Origin of the sequence: Actinophytocola sp. (assembly GCF_045807065.1) — a bacterium.
Lineage (GTDB): Bacteria > Actinomycetota > Actinomycetes > Mycobacteriales > Pseudonocardiaceae > Actinophytocola.
Genome location: NZ_JBJMIE010000725.1, coordinates 1 through 18553, shown reverse-complemented (window position 1 = coordinate 18553; position 18553 = coordinate 1). Strand labels below are relative to the sequence as shown.

Annotated in this window: 17 protein-coding genes; 8 read left to right on the top strand and 9 right to left on the bottom strand. The window is 66.8% G+C overall.

Translation table 11 applies throughout. From position 1 onward, the window contains the following. Positions 1 to 288: 288 nt before the first annotated feature. The gene (locus tag ACJ73U_RS42755) at positions 289 to 2121 is read right to left on the bottom strand and encodes an acyl-CoA dehydrogenase (protein WP_407783507.1); all 1833 of its coding nucleotides are present in this window, start codon (positions 2119 to 2121) and stop codon (positions 289 to 291) included. 139 nt (positions 2122 to 2260) lie between these two features. Further along, positions 2261 to 2971 carry a response regulator transcription factor gene (locus ACJ73U_RS42750; protein WP_407783506.1) on the bottom strand — a complete coding sequence of 237 codons (711 nt, stop codon included), beginning with the start codon at positions 2969 to 2971 and terminating at the stop codon, positions 2261 to 2263. A gap of 136 nt (positions 2972 to 3107) precedes the next feature. Between ACJ73U_RS42750 and ACJ73U_RS42745 the strand changes: the two genes are divergently transcribed. After that, positions 3108 to 3563: a DUF4304 domain-containing protein gene (locus ACJ73U_RS42745; protein ID WP_407783505.1), complete on the top strand. Its 456-nt coding sequence runs from the start codon at positions 3108 to 3110 to the stop codon at positions 3561 to 3563. Here ACJ73U_RS42745 and ACJ73U_RS42740 read toward each other — a convergent pair. Beyond that, positions 3560 to 5134 (bottom strand): exo-alpha-sialidase, encoded by a 1575-nt coding sequence (locus ACJ73U_RS42740; RefSeq protein ID WP_407783504.1) that lies wholly within the window; start codon positions 5132 to 5134, stop codon positions 3560 to 3562. The two genes, ACJ73U_RS42745 and ACJ73U_RS42740, sit on opposite strands and share 4 nt — an antisense overlap. Positions 5135 to 5393: 259 nt before the next feature. Between ACJ73U_RS42740 and ACJ73U_RS42735 the strand changes: the two genes are divergently transcribed. After that, positions 5394 to 6068 carry a hypothetical protein gene (locus ACJ73U_RS42735; RefSeq protein ID WP_407783503.1) on the top strand — a complete coding sequence of 225 codons (675 nt, stop codon included), beginning with the start codon at positions 5394 to 5396 and terminating at the stop codon, positions 6066 to 6068. Positions 6069 to 6134: 66 nt separating this feature from the next. On the opposite strand, the gene ACJ73U_RS42730 is transcribed toward ACJ73U_RS42735, so the two are convergent. The 6 genes from ACJ73U_RS42730 to ACJ73U_RS42705 all read right to left on the bottom strand — a co-directional run bounded on the left by ACJ73U_RS42730 (position 6135) and on the right by ACJ73U_RS42705 (position 12092). Then, a complete protein-coding gene (locus ACJ73U_RS42730) occupies positions 6135 to 8261 on the bottom strand; it encodes an MMPL family transporter (RefSeq protein ID WP_407783502.1) in 2127 nt (708 codons plus the stop codon). Between the two features lie 447 nt (positions 8262 to 8708). Continuing rightward, the gene (locus ACJ73U_RS42725; protein WP_407783501.1) at positions 8709 to 9149 is read right to left on the bottom strand and encodes a DUF6292 family protein; all 441 of its coding nucleotides are present in this window, start codon (positions 9147 to 9149) and stop codon (positions 8709 to 8711) included. 76 nt (positions 9150 to 9225) lie between these two features. Next, on the bottom strand, positions 9226 to 9432 hold the full coding sequence (locus ACJ73U_RS42720; RefSeq protein ID WP_407783500.1) for a GntR family transcriptional regulator: 207 nt from the start codon (positions 9430 to 9432) through the stop codon (positions 9226 to 9228). Between the two features lie 545 nt (positions 9433 to 9977). After that, positions 9978 to 10910, bottom strand: coding sequence for a helix-turn-helix domain-containing protein (locus ACJ73U_RS42715; protein ID WP_407783499.1), 933 nt, complete (start codon positions 10908 to 10910; stop codon positions 9978 to 9980). 342 nt (positions 10911 to 11252) lie between these two features. Then, the gene (locus ACJ73U_RS42710; protein ID WP_407783498.1) at positions 11253 to 11804 is read right to left on the bottom strand and encodes a GNAT family N-acetyltransferase; all 552 of its coding nucleotides are present in this window, start codon (positions 11802 to 11804) and stop codon (positions 11253 to 11255) included. 3 nt (positions 11805 to 11807) lie between these two features. Continuing rightward, positions 11808 to 12092 carry a UTRA domain-containing protein gene (locus ACJ73U_RS42705; RefSeq protein ID WP_407783497.1) on the bottom strand — a complete coding sequence of 95 codons (285 nt, stop codon included), beginning with the start codon at positions 12090 to 12092 and terminating at the stop codon, positions 11808 to 11810. 111 nt (positions 12093 to 12203) lie between these two features. Here ACJ73U_RS42705 and ACJ73U_RS42700 point away from each other — a divergent pair, with 111 nt between their 5' ends. The 6 genes from ACJ73U_RS42700 (at position 12204) to ACJ73U_RS42675 (ending at position 17950) form a co-directional block, all read left to right on the top strand. Further along, the gene (locus ACJ73U_RS42700) at positions 12204 to 14090 is read left to right on the top strand and encodes a hypothetical protein (protein ID WP_407783496.1); all 1887 of its coding nucleotides are present in this window, start codon (positions 12204 to 12206) and stop codon (positions 14088 to 14090) included. Between the two features lie 254 nt (positions 14091 to 14344). Continuing rightward, complete coding sequence (locus ACJ73U_RS42695) at positions 14345 to 14527, top strand: hypothetical protein (protein WP_407783495.1); 183 nt, start codon at positions 14345 to 14347, stop codon at positions 14525 to 14527. Positions 14528 to 14544: 17 nt separating this feature from the next. Next, positions 14545 to 15489 carry a bifunctional DNA primase/polymerase gene (locus ACJ73U_RS42690; RefSeq protein WP_407783494.1) on the top strand — a complete coding sequence of 315 codons (945 nt, stop codon included), beginning with the start codon at positions 14545 to 14547 and terminating at the stop codon, positions 15487 to 15489. Continuing rightward, positions 15489 to 16523 carry an AAA family ATPase gene (locus tag ACJ73U_RS42685; RefSeq protein WP_407783493.1) on the top strand — a complete coding sequence of 345 codons (1035 nt, stop codon included), beginning with the start codon at positions 15489 to 15491 and terminating at the stop codon, positions 16521 to 16523. The genes ACJ73U_RS42690 and ACJ73U_RS42685 overlap by 1 nt, the downstream gene beginning before the upstream one ends. Positions 16524 to 16595: 72 nt before the next feature. Continuing rightward, a complete protein-coding gene (locus ACJ73U_RS42680; protein WP_407783492.1) occupies positions 16596 to 16814 on the top strand; it encodes a helix-turn-helix domain-containing protein in 219 nt (72 codons plus the stop codon). Positions 16815 to 16981: 167 nt separating this feature from the next. Further along, positions 16982 to 17950 (top strand): tyrosine-type recombinase/integrase, encoded by a 969-nt coding sequence (locus tag ACJ73U_RS42675; protein ID WP_407783491.1) that lies wholly within the window; start codon positions 16982 to 16984, stop codon positions 17948 to 17950. The last annotated feature ends 603 nt before the right edge of the window (positions 17951 to 18553 follow it).

The window sequence follows — 18553 nt, the reverse complement described above, 5'->3', positions numbered from 1 at the left end:
GATCAGGTTGCCGACCAGTGCGCCGACGATGCCGGCCAGGATCGTCAACCAGAACGGGATCTTCTGGCTACCGGGGGCAAGGAGCCGACCCAGCACACCCAAGACGATACCGGCGATAAGCAGGCCGATGATTGCGCCGACTGACCACATAATCGCTCCTCAGCTGAACCAGTTGGTGGCTCTGAGGTACCACTCATCGGGCGTTGTCACACCTCGGATTTCAACCGTGATCGAGTTGCGACATGACAGTGGCCGCGGAACACTCGCGGCCACTGTCGCCTCGATGTCTCAGAACGCCGTTTCGTCCAGTTCCATCAGGGAGTTGTCCGCCGCCTCGACGATCTTGCGGCCGGCTGACAGTTCGGGCAGCACGTTGCGGGCGAAGAACGTCGCCACGGCGACCTTGCCCTCGTAGAACGCCTTGTCCTTGGTGGTGGCGCCCTCGTCCAGGCGGGCCAGCGCGATCTCCGCCTGGCGCTGCAGCAGCCACCCGATCAGCAGGTCACCGACCGCCATCAGCAGGCGCACGCTGTGCTGGCCGACCTTGTACACGCTCTCCGGCTCGTTCTGCGACGCCGTCAGGTAGCCGATCAGCGCGCCCAGCATGCCCTGCACGTCCTCCAGGGCCTGCTTGAGCAGCTGCCGCGCCTCCTTCAGCCGGCCGTTGCCGGCCTCGGACTCGATGAACCTCGTGATCTCGCCGGCCACGTGGGTCAGCGCCACGCCCTTGTCGCGGACGATCTTGCGGAAGAAGAAGTCCATCGACTGGATGGCGGTCGTGCCCTCGTACAGGGAGTCGATCTTCGAGTCGCGGATGTACTGCTCGATCGGGTAGTCCTGCAGGAAGCCGGAACCACCCAGCGTCTGCAGCGACTGGGCCAGCTGCTCGTACGCCCGCTCCGAACCCACGCCCTTGACGATCGGGAGCAGCAGGTCGTTCACCCGTTCGGCCAGCTTCTGTGACTCCACGTCACCCTCGCCGGTCCACACCTGGTCCTGGAACGTCGCCGTGTACAGGTACACGGCCCGCAGGCCCTCCGCGTACGCCTTCTGCAGCATCAGGCTGCGGCGCACGTCCGGGTGCCGGGTGATGGTCACGCGCGGGGCGGTCTTGTCCAGCATCTGCGTCAGGTCCGCGCCCTGCACGCGCTCCTTGGCGTACTCCAGCGCGTTCAGGTAACCGGTGGACAGCGTCGCGATGGCCTTCGTGCCGACCATCATCCGGGCGTACTCGATGACCTGGAACATCTGCGCGATGCCGTTGTGCACCTCGCCGACCAGCCAGCCCTTCGCGGGCGTGTCGTGCTGGCCGAGCGACAGCTCGCACGTCGTGGACGCCTTGATGCCCATCTTGTGCTCGATGTTCGTCACGAAGGCGCCGTTGCGCTCGCCCAGTTCACCGGTCTGGCTGTCGAACAGGAACTTCGGCACCACGAACAGCGACAGGCCCTTGGTGCCCGGGCCGTGACCCTCCGGCCGCGCCAGCACCAGGTGGATGATGTTCTCGGTCAGGTCATGTTCACCCGATGTGATGAATCGCTTGACGCCGTCGATGTGCCAGGAGCCGTCCTCCTGCTTGACGGCCTTCGTGCGGCCCGCGCCGACGTCCGAGCCCGCGTCCGGCTCGGTCAGTACCATCGTGGCGCCCCAGCCGCGCTCGAGCATGATCTCGGCCCAGTGCTTCTGCTCGTCGGTGCCGTTGCGGTACAGCACCTGCGCCATGTTCGGGCCGGCCATGTACATGAACAGTGGCGGGTTCGCGCCAAGCATCAGCTCCGCCGCGGACCACTGCACGGTCGGCGGCAGACCGAGGCCGCCGAGCTCGTCCCGCAGGCCCACGCGCCACCACTCGCCGTCCCACATCAGCTGGTAGGACTGCTTGAACGACTCGGGCAGCTTCGCCGAGAACGTCTTCGGGTCGTAGGTCGGCGGGTTGCGGTCCGCGTCCACGAACGACTCCGCCAGCGGGCCCGTCGCGAGCCGGTTCAGCTCGGCGAGCACGCCACGCGCGGTCTCCTCGTCGGACTCCGCGAGGACGCCCTTCCCGAGCCTCTCCTGGATCTTGAACACCTCGAAGAGGTTGAACTCGAGGTCGCGGACGTTGCTCTTGTAGTGGCCCATGTGGTGGCTCCCCTTGGATCTTCGCGGTTCCGCGAACGCTACCCGTCGGTAACATCAGGGTATTACCTGCGAGTAGAGCCCGGCAAGGAGGTGGGTCGAGTAGGTGCTCCAGTGCAGGTCAGGGCCAGTGTGGAGCTCCTCACGTCCACTCCTCGCCGGTCCGCGAACGAGGTACGGACTCGTCGTCGATGGTCAGCACCCCGGATCGGAACGCCACCGCGACGGCATGCGTGCGGTCCCGGGACGCCAGCTTGCGCAGGATGCTCTTGACGTGCGTCCGGACCGTCTCGACGGACACGAACAGGACGTTCGCGATCGCCTGGTTCTCCAACCCGTCCGCGATGAGCCGCAGCACCTCGTGCTCGCGCTGCGAGAGCGGCGGCCCGGGACTGTTCGGGCGGCGCGGACGGACCACCGGTGTGTCGAGGTTGGCGATCAGCGTGGCGTCCACGTACTGCCCCTCGGTGTGCACGGATTGGATGGCCTGCACCAGTTGTCCCGGCTGCGCGGCCCGCCGGATGATCCCGCGCACACCGCCGCTGATGGCGTTCGTGATGTATTGGTTCGACACGTGCGTCTCGTCGACCATGAGCACGATGCCGTAGGTGTCGGACATCATCCGGCCCAGCTGCCCACGCGGGTCGAGGCCGGCGTCCAGGACGACCACGTCCGGTCGGAGCTTCGCGCACATCCGCAGGCCGATCGACGGAGTCTCGGCCGCGCCCACCCAACGCAGCCCGGGCGTGCGGTGCACGAGCGCGGAGAGGCCTTCGCGGACGAGCGGGATGCCGTCGATGAGTGCGACACCGACGGCGGCGTTCGCCGGGCGCTGGGTCATGCGTGGTGGCATCCCGTCCCTCCAGGGCTGGCCTTGTCCGAACTGGGACGACGCCACCTGTGGACCGTGACGCGTAGGACACAACATCCACACGGGATAGCGAACGCTTAGCACTCCATGGGATTACGGGGCTACTCTTAGTGGCACTGTGGAGTCTGAGATCGAGCGCAACGCCCAAGACTGGTTCAGGTTCATGGTCGACACGAACCTGGCCCCGGGTCTTCGCGCGCTCGGATTCTTCGGGGTCGGCAGGCGCTTCCGCATCGAGAGCCCCAAGCACTGGGGCGAGATCGCGGTCGAGCAGGCCCGGTCGTACACGGACCGCACGGTGCGGTTCACCCTGCACATCGGCGTGATGTCCCGCGACGAGTGGACCGAGCAGCTGCGGGTCCGCCCGTACTACCCGGCGAGCGAGGCGGCGAAGGCGCAGTGGATGGGCTGGCAGGCGCCGATCGGCTCGGTGGTGGCGGTGGGCGGCTTCCCCATCGGTGAGCTGTGGTGGGAGCTCGAGGTCGGCCGCCCGTTCAAGGCCCTGGCGCACGAGGTCCTGATGACCGTGCGCGAGTACGCCCTCCCCGCCATGCGCGAGCGGATGGAGCGTTAGCTCTTCGCGACGAACCGGCGGCAGCGGTGCACACCCGTGCCCGCGGGGTTCAGCTTGATGCCGTGCCTGGCCTGCCCGGCGAACGTGGTCGCGTCGGTACCGCTCAGTTCATAGCCGACGAGAGGCCAGCCGTTGAGGTAGCCCTGGATCGTGTTGCCGCGCAGGAACATCCGCAGCCGCCCCCACGCCGAGTCACGCATCGTGGTGCCGGTAACTACGGCCAGCTGCGTCGCCGTGCCAGAAACGACCTTGTAGATCCGCAGTGCCGTGCCGCCGGTCTCCACCGTGAGCAGCAGGTAGGTGTTCGCACTGACGACCCGCCCGATGATGCCGAACCCGGCCTGCCCGGTGTACCAGAAGTCGGCCTCGACGTCCGCGTCCGCGGTCGCGAGGTCGACCCAGGCGAGGTCGGGCACGTTGTCGACGGCGGTCGACACGGCACACCCGTTGCTGGCCTGAACTCCGCCCGCGCCAACCACCCATGGCGCCCGCAGTACCCCGTTGGCCTGCGAAAACCCCTCCGCGAACAACAGCTGGTCGACATCGGTCGCGACCGCGGTCCGGTCGTCGGGGATGAGGTCGCCGAGCAGGGAGACACCGCCGTCGTCGGCCAGCCACCCGATGTGGATGCGCGACACGCTGGTGCTCGTCTCGATGCCGAGCGGGCAGATCACGCCCCCTGGGATCTCCAGCGGATGCGCGTACGTCATCCCGACGGGCCCGGACGCCGGCTGCACCATCGTGGGCCGCGGGGGCAGCCAGGCGGTCTGAGCCGCCCCGGCGTTCCGGCTGCGCACAACGGCCTGCTTGTCCGAGATCCGCCGCGCGACGACAGCCATGGTCCCGGTGCTGAGCCAGGCCGCGGCGGGTCGCCCGGTGGCGTCGTCGAAGAGCTGGGTCGGCGCGGACCAGCTGCTGCCACTGTTGGTGGACACGGACGCCCCGATGGCGACCTGGTTGCCGTACCGGAAGAACATCCAGACCTCGGTACTACGGGCGACGAGCCACGGCTCCTGGTAGTGCCGCCCGTCGGCCTGCCCGTTGGCGACGCGGGCCGAGGTCCAGGTGGCGCCGCCGTCGGTCGAGGTGGCGAGCCAGGAGGAGTCGAAGGTGTCGCCGGAGGCCCTGCCGTAGAAGGTCGCGAGCAGGTTCGTCCCGACCTGGATGACCGGCGCGCTGATGGCCGCGTAGGGCTGACCGTCGATGCGGACCTCACTGCCCCAGGTCACGCCGTCGTCCGTGGAGATCCGCAGGAAGCACCCGGCGGCGGCCAGTGCCGAGGTGCCCTTGAAGTAGGTGAGCCAGGTGGTGCCGCCGGCGGTCGAGACGCAGGGGTCCCGGAGGTCGATCCCGGCGGCGTCGGTGACCGCGACGGTGGCAGCACTCCACGTGCGCCCGTTGTCCGTGGACGTGGCGGTGTAGACCCGGCCGTCACGGGCGTTCACGTGGTCGGACCCCTGTCGCCACACGAGTCGTAACTGCCCACTAGCGAACCGGCACACGCTCGGGAACGCGGCATAAGCCCCGTCAACCCCAACCGGACGAAAACCATTGGAACGTACAGATCCCATGTAAGAACCTCCCCAGTAATCGAGTGCTCGAGTCGATCATACTCTTGGTGATCGCGAGAACGGGTTAAACGGGTTCGTCAGCTGCGGAACTGTTACCGAAAGCAATATAAATCATCCGAAAGTGTGTACACGATCGGGTAATACATCGACCTGAAGTTGTTTCACGGAGAGTTCAACTTTATGCCACTCCCCTGGATGGAGGAGTGAGCTGATCGAGTACAGTCCCGCCAACCACAGCCAGCGCTACGAAAGGGGTCTCATGGCGCGGCATGCGAAAGAGGATGACGACGACGCGAGTATCAATCTCGTCGTCAACGTCGGGGGCAACTCGAATTTCACCGCGTTGGGCACTCGGTTCCCCCAGGTCAGTCCGCCGGAAGAGAGCAGTGCTTCTCGCGGGGCCAAGGCGGCCGCCGCGTTTCTGACTGTCGTCGCAGGGCTTGTCGCGGGGATAATTAACGGTGGTTCTTCTCAGTCGGACAACTTCGCGCCGGGAGAGAATTTCATTCACGAGCCACAACCATTGGAACAATTAACCAAGACGATCGAGGATGAAGCGGCCCCGACGCACGAAACCGCGGCAGCGCCCGCTACCGAAGAACAGACATCAACGGACCAGACATCAGAGCCGATAACATCGACAACCACCACCACTACAACCAGTCAGTCAACCACGCCGGAAATCCCCTCATCAACTCCGGCGCCTTCATCGAGTACCGTGACGCCCAGCGATTCGACCTCGGTCCCCCCGACTACCGACCCCTCGGCCCTCTTCTTCGCCACCGCGGGTTCCATCTTTTCCACGACATTGGACCTGATGGGCACGTCGAACGAACTGCCTCCGACGACCGTGCCATCGCCGCTGCCCCACGCATCGGACATGACATCTCCCGGCGGGGAGGACGACCAGGACGCGACGGAAGTCCCGGGCTGAAGCAGAAGACTTCGGCCTGGGGCGCCGGCTGTTTGAGCCGCTGTCGCATGTACCGCACGGTGACGATCAGTTCTCGGTGGCCGCTGTCGCGACGGCTCGGGTTTCGAGCTCGGGCACGGGAGCGCGGTGGTCGAGCATGTGTGGGAGCAGCCGGTCGAGCCAGCGCGGGAGCCACCAGTTCCAGCGGCCCAGCAGGACCATGGTGGCCGGCACGAGCAGGCAGCGGACGATGGTGGCGTCGACGATGATGGCGGTGGCCAGGCCGAGGCCGAAGATCTTCACCGTTGGGTTGTCCACCAGGACGAAGCTGGCGAAGACGCACACCATGATCAGGGCGGCGGAGGTGATCACGCCGCCGGTCTCGGCGAGGCCGCGGCGCACGGCGACGTGGTTGTCCCCGGTGCGGGTCCAGTGTTCCTGGATCGCGGACAGCAGGAACACCTCGTAGTCCATGGACAGTCCGAACAGCACGGCGAACAGCACCATGGGCACGTAGCTGTCGATCGGCACCGGCCCGTCGAGGCCGAGCAGACCCGCTCCCCAGCCCCACTGGAACACCGCCGTGACCACGCCGTACGCCGCGCACACCGACAAGATGTTCATCAGCGCCGCCTTGACCGGCAGCAGCACCGACCGGAACGCCAGCAGCAACAGCACGCAGGCCACGCCGATGACAGCCAGGATGAGCCACGGCAAGCGACCAGTGATGCGGTTCGCCAGGTCGATGCGGGTAGCGGTGCCGCCACCGACGTGAGCCTCGCCGAACCTCGGCAACACCTCGTCGCGCAGCCGTTCGACGAGGTCGTCGGTGGTGGGGTCGGAGGGCGCCGTGGTCGGGACCACCCGCAGTGACACCGCCCCGGAGGGCAGCGGACGCGGCGGCGACACCGACGCGACGCCCCTGGTCCCGCGCAACGTGGCCGCGGCGGCCGCCGCCTGGGCCGGGTCGGTCAGCACCACGCTGAGCGGGCCGGTCTCTCCGGGTCCCCACGCCGCCGCGGTGGCCCTGTAGTGCAGCACGGTCTGCTGGTCCGTGCCGCGGTCGCCGGCGTCGGACTGCCCGAGCCGCAACGCGAGTGTCGGCGCGCCGAGCCCGAGCAACACAACCGCGCTGGCAACCGCGACCGCTACGGGGCGGCGGGCCGACCACGACGCGAACCGGCCCCACACGCTCCCGTCCAGAGCCTCGTCGACGGCCGCCGCCGGACGGCCACGACTGAGCCGCTCGCCCGCCATGGCCAGCATCGCGGGAGTCAGAGTGACGGCGGACAGCACCGCGCCGGCCACCAGCAACGCGCTGCTCCAGCCCAGCCAGGACACGAAATCGACGCCGGTCAGCATCAACCCGCTGATCGCCACGACCACGGTGGCACCGGCGAACACCACCGCCGTGCCCGCCGACCGCGCGGTCCGGCCCACGGCCTCCGACACGGGCAACCCGGTGGCGAGCAGCCTGCGCTGCCTGCTGACCAGGAACAGCGTGTAGTCCACACCGACCCCGAGCCCGATCATCGCGGCCAGCGTCGGCGCGACGTCGGGAATGCTCACCGCACTCTTCAGCATGTCCAGCCCGGCCAGCCCACCGACGACCACGAGCAGCGCGGTGACGACCGGAAGCAACGCCGCGACGGCCGAACCGAACGCCAGCAGCAACACCACCAGCGCGGCGATGATGCCGATGATCTCGCTGGGCCGGGAGTTCAACGCGGACAGCTGCCGCCCGAGCGCACCACCGAGCGCGACAGTCATACCCGCCGAACGGGCCGGTTCCGCCGCGTCCAGCACCCGCTGCGCCAGCGCCTTGTCAGCAGTGACCCCCGCGTCGAGCGGCACGCTGAACCGCACGGCGGTCCGGTCCGGACTCGCCTCGACCCGCTCGGGCACCGTGCCAACACCCGGCACCGCCGACACCGCGTGGACCGTGTTCTGCACCGCGGTCCGCAGTTCCGCCGCGTCGACGTGCTGGTCCCGCGGTGCGGTCAGCACCAGCTGGGAACTCTGCTGGCCGAACATGTCCGCCTCGGACAGCAACGCGTTGGCGGCCTCGCTGTCGCTGCCCGGCACCACCACGTCGTCGACCGTGCTGCCGTCGACCAGGCGCGCCCCGGCCAACAAGCCCGCGGCGAGCAACACCCACAACACCACCACCAGTTTGCGGTGGCGCCCGCACCACCTCGCAAGCGCTGAGAGCACGGCACACCTTCCTGCTCGGTCCCCCAACCCGCCTTGTCGCCCCCGAGGTCGCCGGTCAGATCATTCCCGACCACTCCGCACGCACGACGAGGCCCTCCTCGGCCAAGCGATAGCCAGGAGCAGTTGGGAGCCTAATATGCCAGAAAGGCGTTCTGACCTGCGGTTACGCGCGGGCAGGGCTAGCCGTTGTTGACCGTTGTGGACCGCCCTCTACAGCACGAGGCTGGACCATCTTCATGCAATCCCACCGGCCTGTTGTGGATCGGTCGTCTACGGCGATCCTGGCGCGCGTTCTCGGCGCTGATCGGCTGCGCGTCAGCAACTACGTTCCTGGCGAGGTGTGAGCCGTCAGGGGCCACTTGGTGCCCTCTGCCAAAGATGGTTCAGCGTGGTTGAGGTGACACCTGCGGCGGGCACTGTCACTCTTGGCATGTGACCGGCGACCACTCACCGGGTCGGAAGGTAGTACGCCAGGGCCATTTCGAGCCGCGGACTGTGGTTGGCGGCGTTACGTCGTTGCGGCTCAGCGTGGTGGCCGCCATTCCCGCCGTTGACAATCGCCTCGACGCGCAACGCGACTTCGGTCGGATCGGGAACCAGTTCGGGGCCGAGGATCCAGCGACGATGTGTCACGCCGTGGTTCTCGGGTTCGGCGACCTTGTGCACGGTCCAGCCGCACTCCTCGTCCCACATCACCTCGGCATGGATGTCGTCCCACTCACGCCAGGGCCAGGCGTCCCAGTTGAGAATGACGACCGAGGTGGCACGCTTGGACGAGTCCGAGGATGCCCCGTTGATGAGCGCGCCTGTGTTGATGCCCAAAGCTTCCAGCTCGCCGACAACAGCCTGGATGTACGGGATGTGGTCGATACGGTCGTGCCCCGTCATGGTGGGAGCGTACTGACGAGCAGTTGTGTGCGGCCGTCTCGCATCTGCGGCGGGCACCTGTTGCTCTGTCGCTGTCCTAGCCGGTGGCTTCAGGTGTCGCCACGTAGGTGCCGCGACCGTGCGCAACCTTGAGTCGACCCTGTTCGACCAGGGCGGCGATGGCCCGGCGCACGGTCGGCCGACTCACGCCGTACACGTCATCGGCCAGGGCTTGTTCCGATGGGAGACGAGTGCCGGGTGGCAGCTCGCCGCTGTCGAGGTCTGCAAGAAGGTCCGCGTACACCTAGATACGACGAACCCCCAGGGTCCGGGGTTGGATATCCCGTGACCTGGGGGTTCTGGGTTGAGCGGATGACGGGAATCGAACCCGCGTTCTCAGCTTGGGAATATGCCCGCACGGCCCTGGTAGGCGCTCTGACCTGCGGTTGAGTGACGCATCATGTAGCCGTTGTTGACCATTGGTGACCTATGTCTGTAGCACGCGGACAGCACGCTACGGGAGGGGGAAACCACGGCTGGACCATCGGCAGAGAAGGGCTGAGAGCGTCTCTGCCGGTCGTGTGTGTATCCACCTCACCCTGGTTGTGTCCGCCCGCCTACGGCCGTTCTAGCGTCCATCCTCCGAGCAGTTCGCGGCGCGTCTCGGAGGAAACCCTCGGATCCCCCGTTGCTGATGGTCCAGCCTCTTTGGCCGAGTGACGCGGTGACAGGAAGAGAGAGTGGGAGGACTGCACGGAGTTCTGGTGTCACTCATCTGTAACACCTGTTTGCGCAGGTCAACAACCCTGGAGTGACAGAGTGACAGGTGTGACAGCCGCGACAGGTACCTCACGCAGCGAGGAACGCCCGGCGACGTTCGGCCCATTCGGAGGTTCGCCACTCGTCCGGCAGGTTGGCGAGCGATTCGGCCATCACCTCTTTGGCGCGCTCACGCTCGCCTAGCTTGGCCAGGACGAAGGCATGGGTGCCCCGGAAGAACGCTGGTGTGTACCAGTAGGTGTGTTCGGTGAGTTCGGTCGGGTCTAGCCGGTTGACCATGCGTTCAGCCTCGCTGAGCAGCTTGTATGCGGCGTTCCGGTCGTCGCCAGCGAGGATTTCCGCCGCCTGGTAGGCGACGTATGTGCGTAGGCCAGGGTGCACGCTGGTGTCTCTTCGAGCTGCTTCGCTCAGGGCTGCGGCCTTGCGAGTGTGGCCTTGCCGCATGGCGGTGTATGCAGCGAAGGACAGCGCTGTGGTTGTGCGCTGCGGGTCGTTGGCTTCCATTCCAAGCACGGTGGCGCGGTCGAGTAGACGTTCAGCGGCTGACCAGCGGCGCATTGGCACGTGCAGCCATCCCGCGTACTGGTGCAGTTCGCTGACCAACCCGACCGCCGCCGGCCGTACCGATGGCCGCGCCATGGTGGCGAACCGGGTCACCATGCTGAGGTACTCGCGGACGGTGGGGAGCACGGTGGCGGCGCTGGACACGTCCTCAAGCCGCCGTGTGGCTGCCAGCATGTCCGTCACCCGATCCAAGACGGCCGGATCTACCTGTAGGCCGTTCTCGGTTGCCTGCGCCAGCCGCTCATCAACCAGTTCGACCAGCGCTCCGTCTGCGTCAAGTTCCTCGTCCAGGCGCCGCGCCAAGTCGGCGCTGGCTGGCTTGACGTCCTTGAGCACGCGCGACAGGTGGCCTGGATCAATCGGCACACGGCGGGCCAGGGCGCGCATGCTCACGCCCCGAGCTTCCATCAGCTCAAGCGCCTTGGCCCCGAACGTCACTGGTGTTGACCTCTCCGTGGTGTTGCCTGTCTCCGTGGTCAACAGGTCAACCCCTGTTCACCGTCCAGGGTACGACCGACGCTCCAGAGCGTGGACCTTCAGCCGAAGCCGTACGTGCCGCTCAGCGTGCACCCGCATGAGTTCCGGCAGCCCAAAGGCCAACATGTGCGCCCGTGGATGCTCCGGCGCAAAGGCGAGACCATTGCGGCCTGGCAGGACCGAACTAATCACTCGTGCTACCGGTGCGGCGTCTATGTCGCTGACATGCGGGAACTCGACGCGCACGAGGCAGGCTGTAGCGCTTCGGCAGGCGACGCCGACGGGAACCCTGCCGACATGTGACTAGTCTGCCCCGACCGTGACCACGTGTTCGGCCAAGGTGCCGTCTGCTTTCGCTGGCACTTCAAACAACGCACCGGACCATCTGTCCGCCACATCTACAGTGCGAACATATCTTGCACCGATTGACCGGTAGTAGTCCTGTAATTGAGGATTTGTTCGCCAAGCGTCCCAGCGCACGATATCTAGGTCCGACTTCGCGGCGCGATCCTGCACCCATCGAATCATGAGCGCGCCCAGTCCTTCGCCGCGACGCTCGATTTTGGACGCCATCTTGCCCACATAGAGGGCGCGTTCCCGTAGCTCATCGGGAGTCCAGAAATCGGGATCCCCTTCCGTCCCCAGGGTAATGGTAGCGACGGCTTCGCCGTTGTCTTCGAGTAGCCATGTCTCTTCGCGCTCAATGTTGTTGGTGAGCCGAGTCCTGAACGTGCTGCCGGTGCTCCACTGGTCGCTCCCCCTGGCACGAAGCCAGCGGATACGTGCGTCAAGTAGTGCCAGGACTGTGTCGAGGTCGCCACGTTCGGCCAAGCGCATGACATACGGCTTTGCCATGAGTCAATTCCCCATGGTCTTTTGGCGCTCAAAGAGCACTACGTGCTTCGAACCGATCAGCACGTTCAACGTGTGCCGCACTGGTTGGTCAGTGGCGGTAAACCCGGTCACCCGATGGACCAGAACAGGTGCTGTCGTCGGCAATTCCAACCGTGTCGCCTCATCAGGAAGAGACATTCTCGATTCGATTTCATCGATGGCGCGTACCTGTTCATAGCCAAGATCTGACAGCGCTTGATTTGTACCGCGCGCTACGTCGGCAGGGTTCACAATCTCCGAGCCCTGCACCAGTTCGAGCGGACTCGGTGCCGGTGGACACCGCCCCGGCCGCGCCGGTCGTGGTGGTGGCCCGCGAACGTCAAGGCCACCGCGCGGCGTGCGGGTGGCCGGGCCGCGCACGTGGCCGGGTTCCACGCGGTCCGCTCGCCGCTGTACATGGTGAAGGCCGCTTACTACGCCGTGCGTGGTCTGTTGCGGGTGGCGGGCAAGCAGATTCAGTGGTGGTGGGTGCCCGGTTCGTACGCGATGGAGCAGCACGCCGCGCGCACCAACCAGCTCATGGAGTGGGAGCAGGTGCACCGGCAGGTCAAGGCCACCCGCGCGTGGCGCGGGATCGTGCTCGGCATTGAGGCCCTGGTGTTGGGGATCGGGGTGCCGGTGGCGCTGTCGATGCTGCCCACGGGGTGGCTATTGCTGGCCGCTGCCGGTGTGGCGGGCGCTTTGGCGCACTACGGCCGTCCGGCTGGGCACAGCCTGATCGGTACGGCTGTGGTCGCCCCGCGGTTCCGCAAGCTCAACGCTGACATCGTGTTGCGCGCCTACTACGCGGCCGGTCTCGGGAATCCGAACAAGCCCGAGCTGCACGTCCAGTTCGGTTCGCCCATGTCGCGGGACGCGCGGAACACGGGTTCACAGGTGGTCATCGATCTCCCATACGGCAAGGGCTGGTCGGATGTCATGAACGTCCGGGAGAAGATCGCGTCTGGTCTGGACGTTCACGTGAACCAGGTGTTCCTCACCCCGGACAAGACGAGTTCGCGTCGGCACACGTTGTTCGTGACCGACCGCGACCCGTTGGCGGTGCGTGCGGGCACGACGGACCTGGTGGACTGCAAACCGCGCAGCATCTGGCGTCCGGTGCGGTTCGGCCTGGATGAGCGCGGCAACCTGGTCGAGCTGGCGCTCATGTGGGTGTCAGTGCTCGTGGGCGCCCAGCCACGTAAGGGAAAGACGTTCTCCGCGCGCCTGCTCGCGCTACACGCCGCGCTGGACCCGTACGTGAAGCTCATCGTGGTCGACGGGAAGAACTCGCCGGACTGGATGAAGTTCCGTCTCGTCGCGCACCGGTTCGTGATCGGCACCCACCCCAACCCGAACGACCCGGACCCGGTCGGAAACCTGGTCGCGGTCCTGGACGAGATCCTGGCCCACATCGACCGCGTGAACCAGGTTCTTGCCTCCCTGCCGGTGTCCGTCTGTCCGGAAGGGAAGCTGACCGAGGAACTCGCTCGGGACCCGCGCTACCCGGACCTTCGGGTGCTGTTGCTGGTGATGGAGGAATTCCAGGTCTACTTCGAGACCGAGGACCAGGCGGTCAACAAGGACATCGCGGCCAAGCTGTCCCGTATCCAGGCGGTGGGTCCGTCGGCCGGGGTGGTCATCCTGTCTAGCTCGCAGAAGCCTTCCGGCGTGGGTGCGGGGGACGTGGGTCGGCTGTTCAACCGCTACCGCGACAACCACGCCGTCCGCTTCGCCCTCAAGTGCGGCAACCGCCTGGTCAGCGAAGCCGTGCTGGGTGGTGACGCCTACGCCGAAGGGTTCGACGCGTCCGCCCTCCCGGTGGGCAAGGACTACCTCGGCGTCGGCCTGCTCTACGGCCAGTCCGACCACACCCCCACCGTGCGCACCTTCCTAGCCGACCACCCCGACGCCGAAAAGATCCTGATCGCCGCACGGGCACACCGGGAACGCGTCGGCACACTCACCGGCCAGGCCGTGGGCGAGGACATCGCACGTGAGGTGCGGGACGTGCTCGCCGACGCGCACGCGGTGTTCGGGACCTCCGGTCGACTGCCCTGGCAGATCCTGGCCGGGCGCATGATCGAGCACGCACCCGAGCACTACGCCGACCTCACGGCGGACGCGATCAGCGCCCAACTCCGGGCGCTCGGCGTGCCCAGCGTCAACGTCAAGTGGGACGGCTCCGTACTCAAGGGAGCCAAGGCCGACGACATCCAAGCCGCCCGCGCCAAGCGCGACAACGGACACGGAAGCAACGGAGCGTAACTGCCAGCGGGTGGTCCTGACGGACCGGTGGGGTAGCGGCACCCGCGCTACCGGTAGCGGCACCGCTACCCCACCCCGCTACCCGTCACACCCGATCTCACCAGGCCCTATTTTCGCAGGTAGCGAGTAGCGGCCCTGGCTCACCCTGCCCGAAAACCACCTCTCAGGGGACACCCATGCCTTCCTACGCCGCTACCACGGCTCCCACCATCACTACCCACAGTCACCTCCTCGCTGGGCTGATCATCGGGGCCGTGCTGGTCCTGGTGATCGTCACCGCTGGCTACCTCACCGCCTGCTGGCTCTTCCCCTTCACCCACTGCCACCACGACTACGCCTTCAACCGCCGCGTGTGCCGCCGCTGCGAAGGCACTGGCACGCGGCTCCGCGCCGGACGCCGCCTGCTCAACCACATCCGCGCCGCACGCCGCCACTGAACCCGAGGAGCACCGTCATGACGGAACAGACCAGCACCACCGCCGCTCTGCTCGCCGCCGCTCTAGATGCCGCTGCACGCGGTTGGCACGTGTTCCCGCTACGGCCCGGCTCGAAGGTGCCCGCGCTACACGGGCACGACTCCTGCCCTGGCACTGAAGCCTGCGGTGACGGGCATGTCGGGTGGGAGCAGCGCGCCACCACCGACCCGGGTCGCATCCGTGCCGCGTGGTCGCACGGGCCGTTCAACATCGGTCTGGCGACCGGCCCGTCCGGGCTGCTGGTGGTGGACCTGGACACGGCAAAGCCCGGCCAGACACCGCCCGCAGAATGGGACATGTCCGGCGTCCACGATGGACAAGACGTGCTCGCGGTGCTCGCCGACCGCCACAACCACCCGGTGCCTGGTGACACGTTCACCGTCGCCACCCCGTCCGGTGGGCTGCACCTGTACTACCGCGCACCGGAGGGCGAGCGGCTGCGGAACACGGCCGGGAAACTCGGCTGGAAGGTCGACACCCGCGCGCACGGCGGGTACGTCGTCGCGGCCGGTTCCATCGTGGACGGCCGCAGGTATGAGCGTCTGTCCGATCAGGACCCCGCGCTGCTGCCCGCGTGGCTGCTCGCCGAGCTGAGGCCCGCGCCGCTACCACCGCCACCGGACCGCCCGGTGCACATCGGGTCGGGGCGACGGTCGCGGTACCTGGACGCGGCAGTGCGGATGGAGTGCGCGCGTGTCGAGGGTGCGCCGGATGACCAGCGCAACGCCTGCCTGTTCGCCGCCGCTACCGCGCTCGGGCAGCTCGTGGCCGGTGGCGCACTGTCCGCCCAGGAACACGAACGCGTGCTGCTCACGGCGGCCGGTCGACACATCGCGGTCGGCGCGTACAGCGAAAGCCAGGCCCGGCGCACCATCGCATCCGGCCTGCGGCACGGCGCGACCCGGCCCCGGCAGGTGGCCTGATGGACGCCAACACGGCCCGCGTGCTGCACGCTCTCCCAGCGGCACCACCGCCACGGCGGACCCGATGGACCGACGACGTCCTGTTGCGGGAGGAGTTTCCCGCGCCGAAGTGGGCCGTGCCCGGCCTGCTCTGCGAGGGCCTGAACCTTCTGGCGGGTGCGCCGAAACTCGGCAAGTCGTGGCTCTCGCTCGGGATCGGTGCCGCCATCGCCAACGGTGACCCGGCGCTGGGTGGCGTCGAGGTCGAACGCGGCCCGGTCCTGTACTGCGCACTGGAGGACACCGGCCGACGCCTGCAACGCCGACGTCACCAGATGCTCGCCGCAGGCGGGCGCGCGGCACCACTGCTCACCCTGGAAACCGCCTGCCCGACCATGCCCAACGGCGGAGACGCCGTGATCATCGAGTGGATCGAGGAGAACCCCGGCGCACGACTGGTCATCATCGACACGTTCGAGAAGATGCGCGGCCGCAACCCACAAGGCGTGTCCGCCTACAGCGCGGACTACGCCGCCGCAGGCCGGTTCAAGACCATCGCAGACAACTACGGCGTACCCATCCTGCTCATCCACCACGTCCGCAAGCAGGCCGCCGAGGACTGGCAAGACCTCGTGTCCGGCACCAACGGACTGACCGGTGCCATGGACGCCACGCTCGTACTCGAACGCTCACGCGGGCAGGCGGACGGGGTCCTGCACGTCACCGGCCGCGACGTAGTGGAGAACGACTACGCCATGTCGTTCGACGGCACCTTTTGGACCAAACTGGACGGTCCGGCGTCCGACTACGAGGTGAGCGAGACCCGCGCGGATCTTCTCCGGCTCGTGCGCGAGTACCCCGGCAGCAAACCCGCCCAACTCGCCGAAGCGCTCGACATCCCGGCCCCGACCGTGCGCAAAACGCTGTCCCGAATGGCCGACAAAGGCCAGGTCCGGGTTGCACCAGGCGGCGCGTACTACCCGCCCGAACAGGCCAGTGACAGCGACCACGCCTCCCCTGTCACACCTGTCACTCAGTCACTCCACCCCCTCTGACCAGGGAGAACAACTGTGACACCTCCAGTGACACCCACAAGGACACGTCACCTCACGGCCAAGGAGGAGGACATGACCGGTCGGTATCTGTCGGTCGCAGAGGCGGCCGAGTACCTGAGCACGTCGGTTCGATTCGTTCGGCGGCTGGTCGCGGAGCGGCGCGTGGCCTTCCACAAGGTGGGCAAGTTCGTGCGGTTCGCGGTTTCCGACCTGGACGCCTTCGTGGCCGCTGGCCGGGTTGAGCCGGCGTCTATCAGCGACGTGTGGCGGGCGATGAAGGGAGTTGCGTAATGGCCAGGAACAAGGGACGACGTCGGTTCGGGTGGGTCCGCACGCTGCCGTCTGGGCGGGTTCAGGCTAGCTACCTCGGGCCGGACGGGAAACGCCGGAACGCACCGAACACCTTCGCGACGGAGACTGACGCTGACAAGTACCTGGTCAACGTCGAAAGCCTCATCATGCGGGACGAATGGACGGACCCGCTTCGCGGGCGGATCAAATTCGGCGACTACGCCGCCGTGTGGATCGCGGAGCGTCCCGGCCTGCGGACGCGCACGGTCGAGCTGTACCGCTGGTTGCTCCGCAAGCACATCGTTCCGTACCTCGGTGAGGTCGAGCTGGGCAAGCTCAAGACGCCGCTTATCCGCCAGTGGCGCGCGGAGCGGCTTGCGGCCGGTGTGAGTGAACTGGTGTTGGCCAAGTGCTACCGGCTCATGCGCGCCGTACTCAACACGGCCGTGGATGAAGACAAGATCCTGTCCCGGAACCCGTGCAAGGTGCGCGGTGCGGACAAGGAGGAGTCGCCAGAGCGGTCGGTGCTCACCGTGCCGCAGGTGTTCCAGCTCGCCGACCGGATGCCGCCACGGTTCCGCGCAATGGTCCTGCTGGCTGCGTTCGCCTCGCTTCGGTGGGGTGAGGTGACCGCACTGCGGCGATGCGACATCGCGGAGGACGCGAGTTCTGTGAGCATCGCCCGCTCGTTCGTCGAGTCGAGGACTCACGGGCTGGTCGCCGGTCCGCCGAAGTCACGTGCGGGTGTCCGCGCGCTGGCGATACCGGCAGCCATCCGGGCGGACATCCTGGCTCACCTGGAGACGTACGTGGGTGGTGCGCAGGACGCGCTCGTGTTCACCGGAGAACAGGGTGGCGCGCTACGTCGGCCCAACTTCAACCAGCGGGTGAAGTGGACCGCCAGCGTGACCGCCATCGGGCTCAAGGGTGTCCACTTCCACGACCTCCGGCACTCCGGCAACACGTGGGCAGCACAGGCCGGCACGTCCACGAAGGATCTGATGGTGCGGATGGGTCACGACGACATGCGCGCCGCGATCATCTACCAGCACGCCAGCAGCGAGGCCGACCAGGCCATCGCAGACCGACTCTCAACTCTCGCCAACGCTCATCGGGAAAGGCGCATATCTGGTTGAACTGGGACGAGGTTAACGTGTTGTGCCCTCTAGAGAGGGACTGATACTTGCTCGTGGGCTTCCGAAGAATTTCGGAGGCCTACGAGTTCGTCCTCGTCCCCAAGTTTCCCCAGGGGTCTACCAGCGCGTTTACGGTTCTGCCGTCAGTTATCCGCAGGTTTCTTTGAGCGCTGTTGACAGCTGTTGATACTTGCAGCGGAGTTGTCCCCAGGCAGTCCACAGGCATGTTTGCTGCATCGAAACCTTTGAGGTAGACCTACGCCAAGCCTGCGCATCGGCGGGTCGAGTTTCCGGCACTGACGAGGTTTCGTATGCCCCGAATAGGAGAGGTGGCCAACAATGACAGGTCCCGAACATGTCCCTTGATGACATGTTCGTGTGTCGGCGGTCTGTCTGAGTACAGTCTGTCTAGACGGTACCAGTGCGCGCCTCGACCTTCCGGGACACCCCGGGGCCGGAAGGTCCGGTCTCCGGTCGTTGACCGGTCACCGTGGAGGCGCACATGCGTCGTCGGCACAAGACGAAGAGAGCTCGTCGGGCTAAACACCGCAGATACGACGAGAACCTGACCCTCACAAGGATCAGGCTCTTCGCCGCTATAAG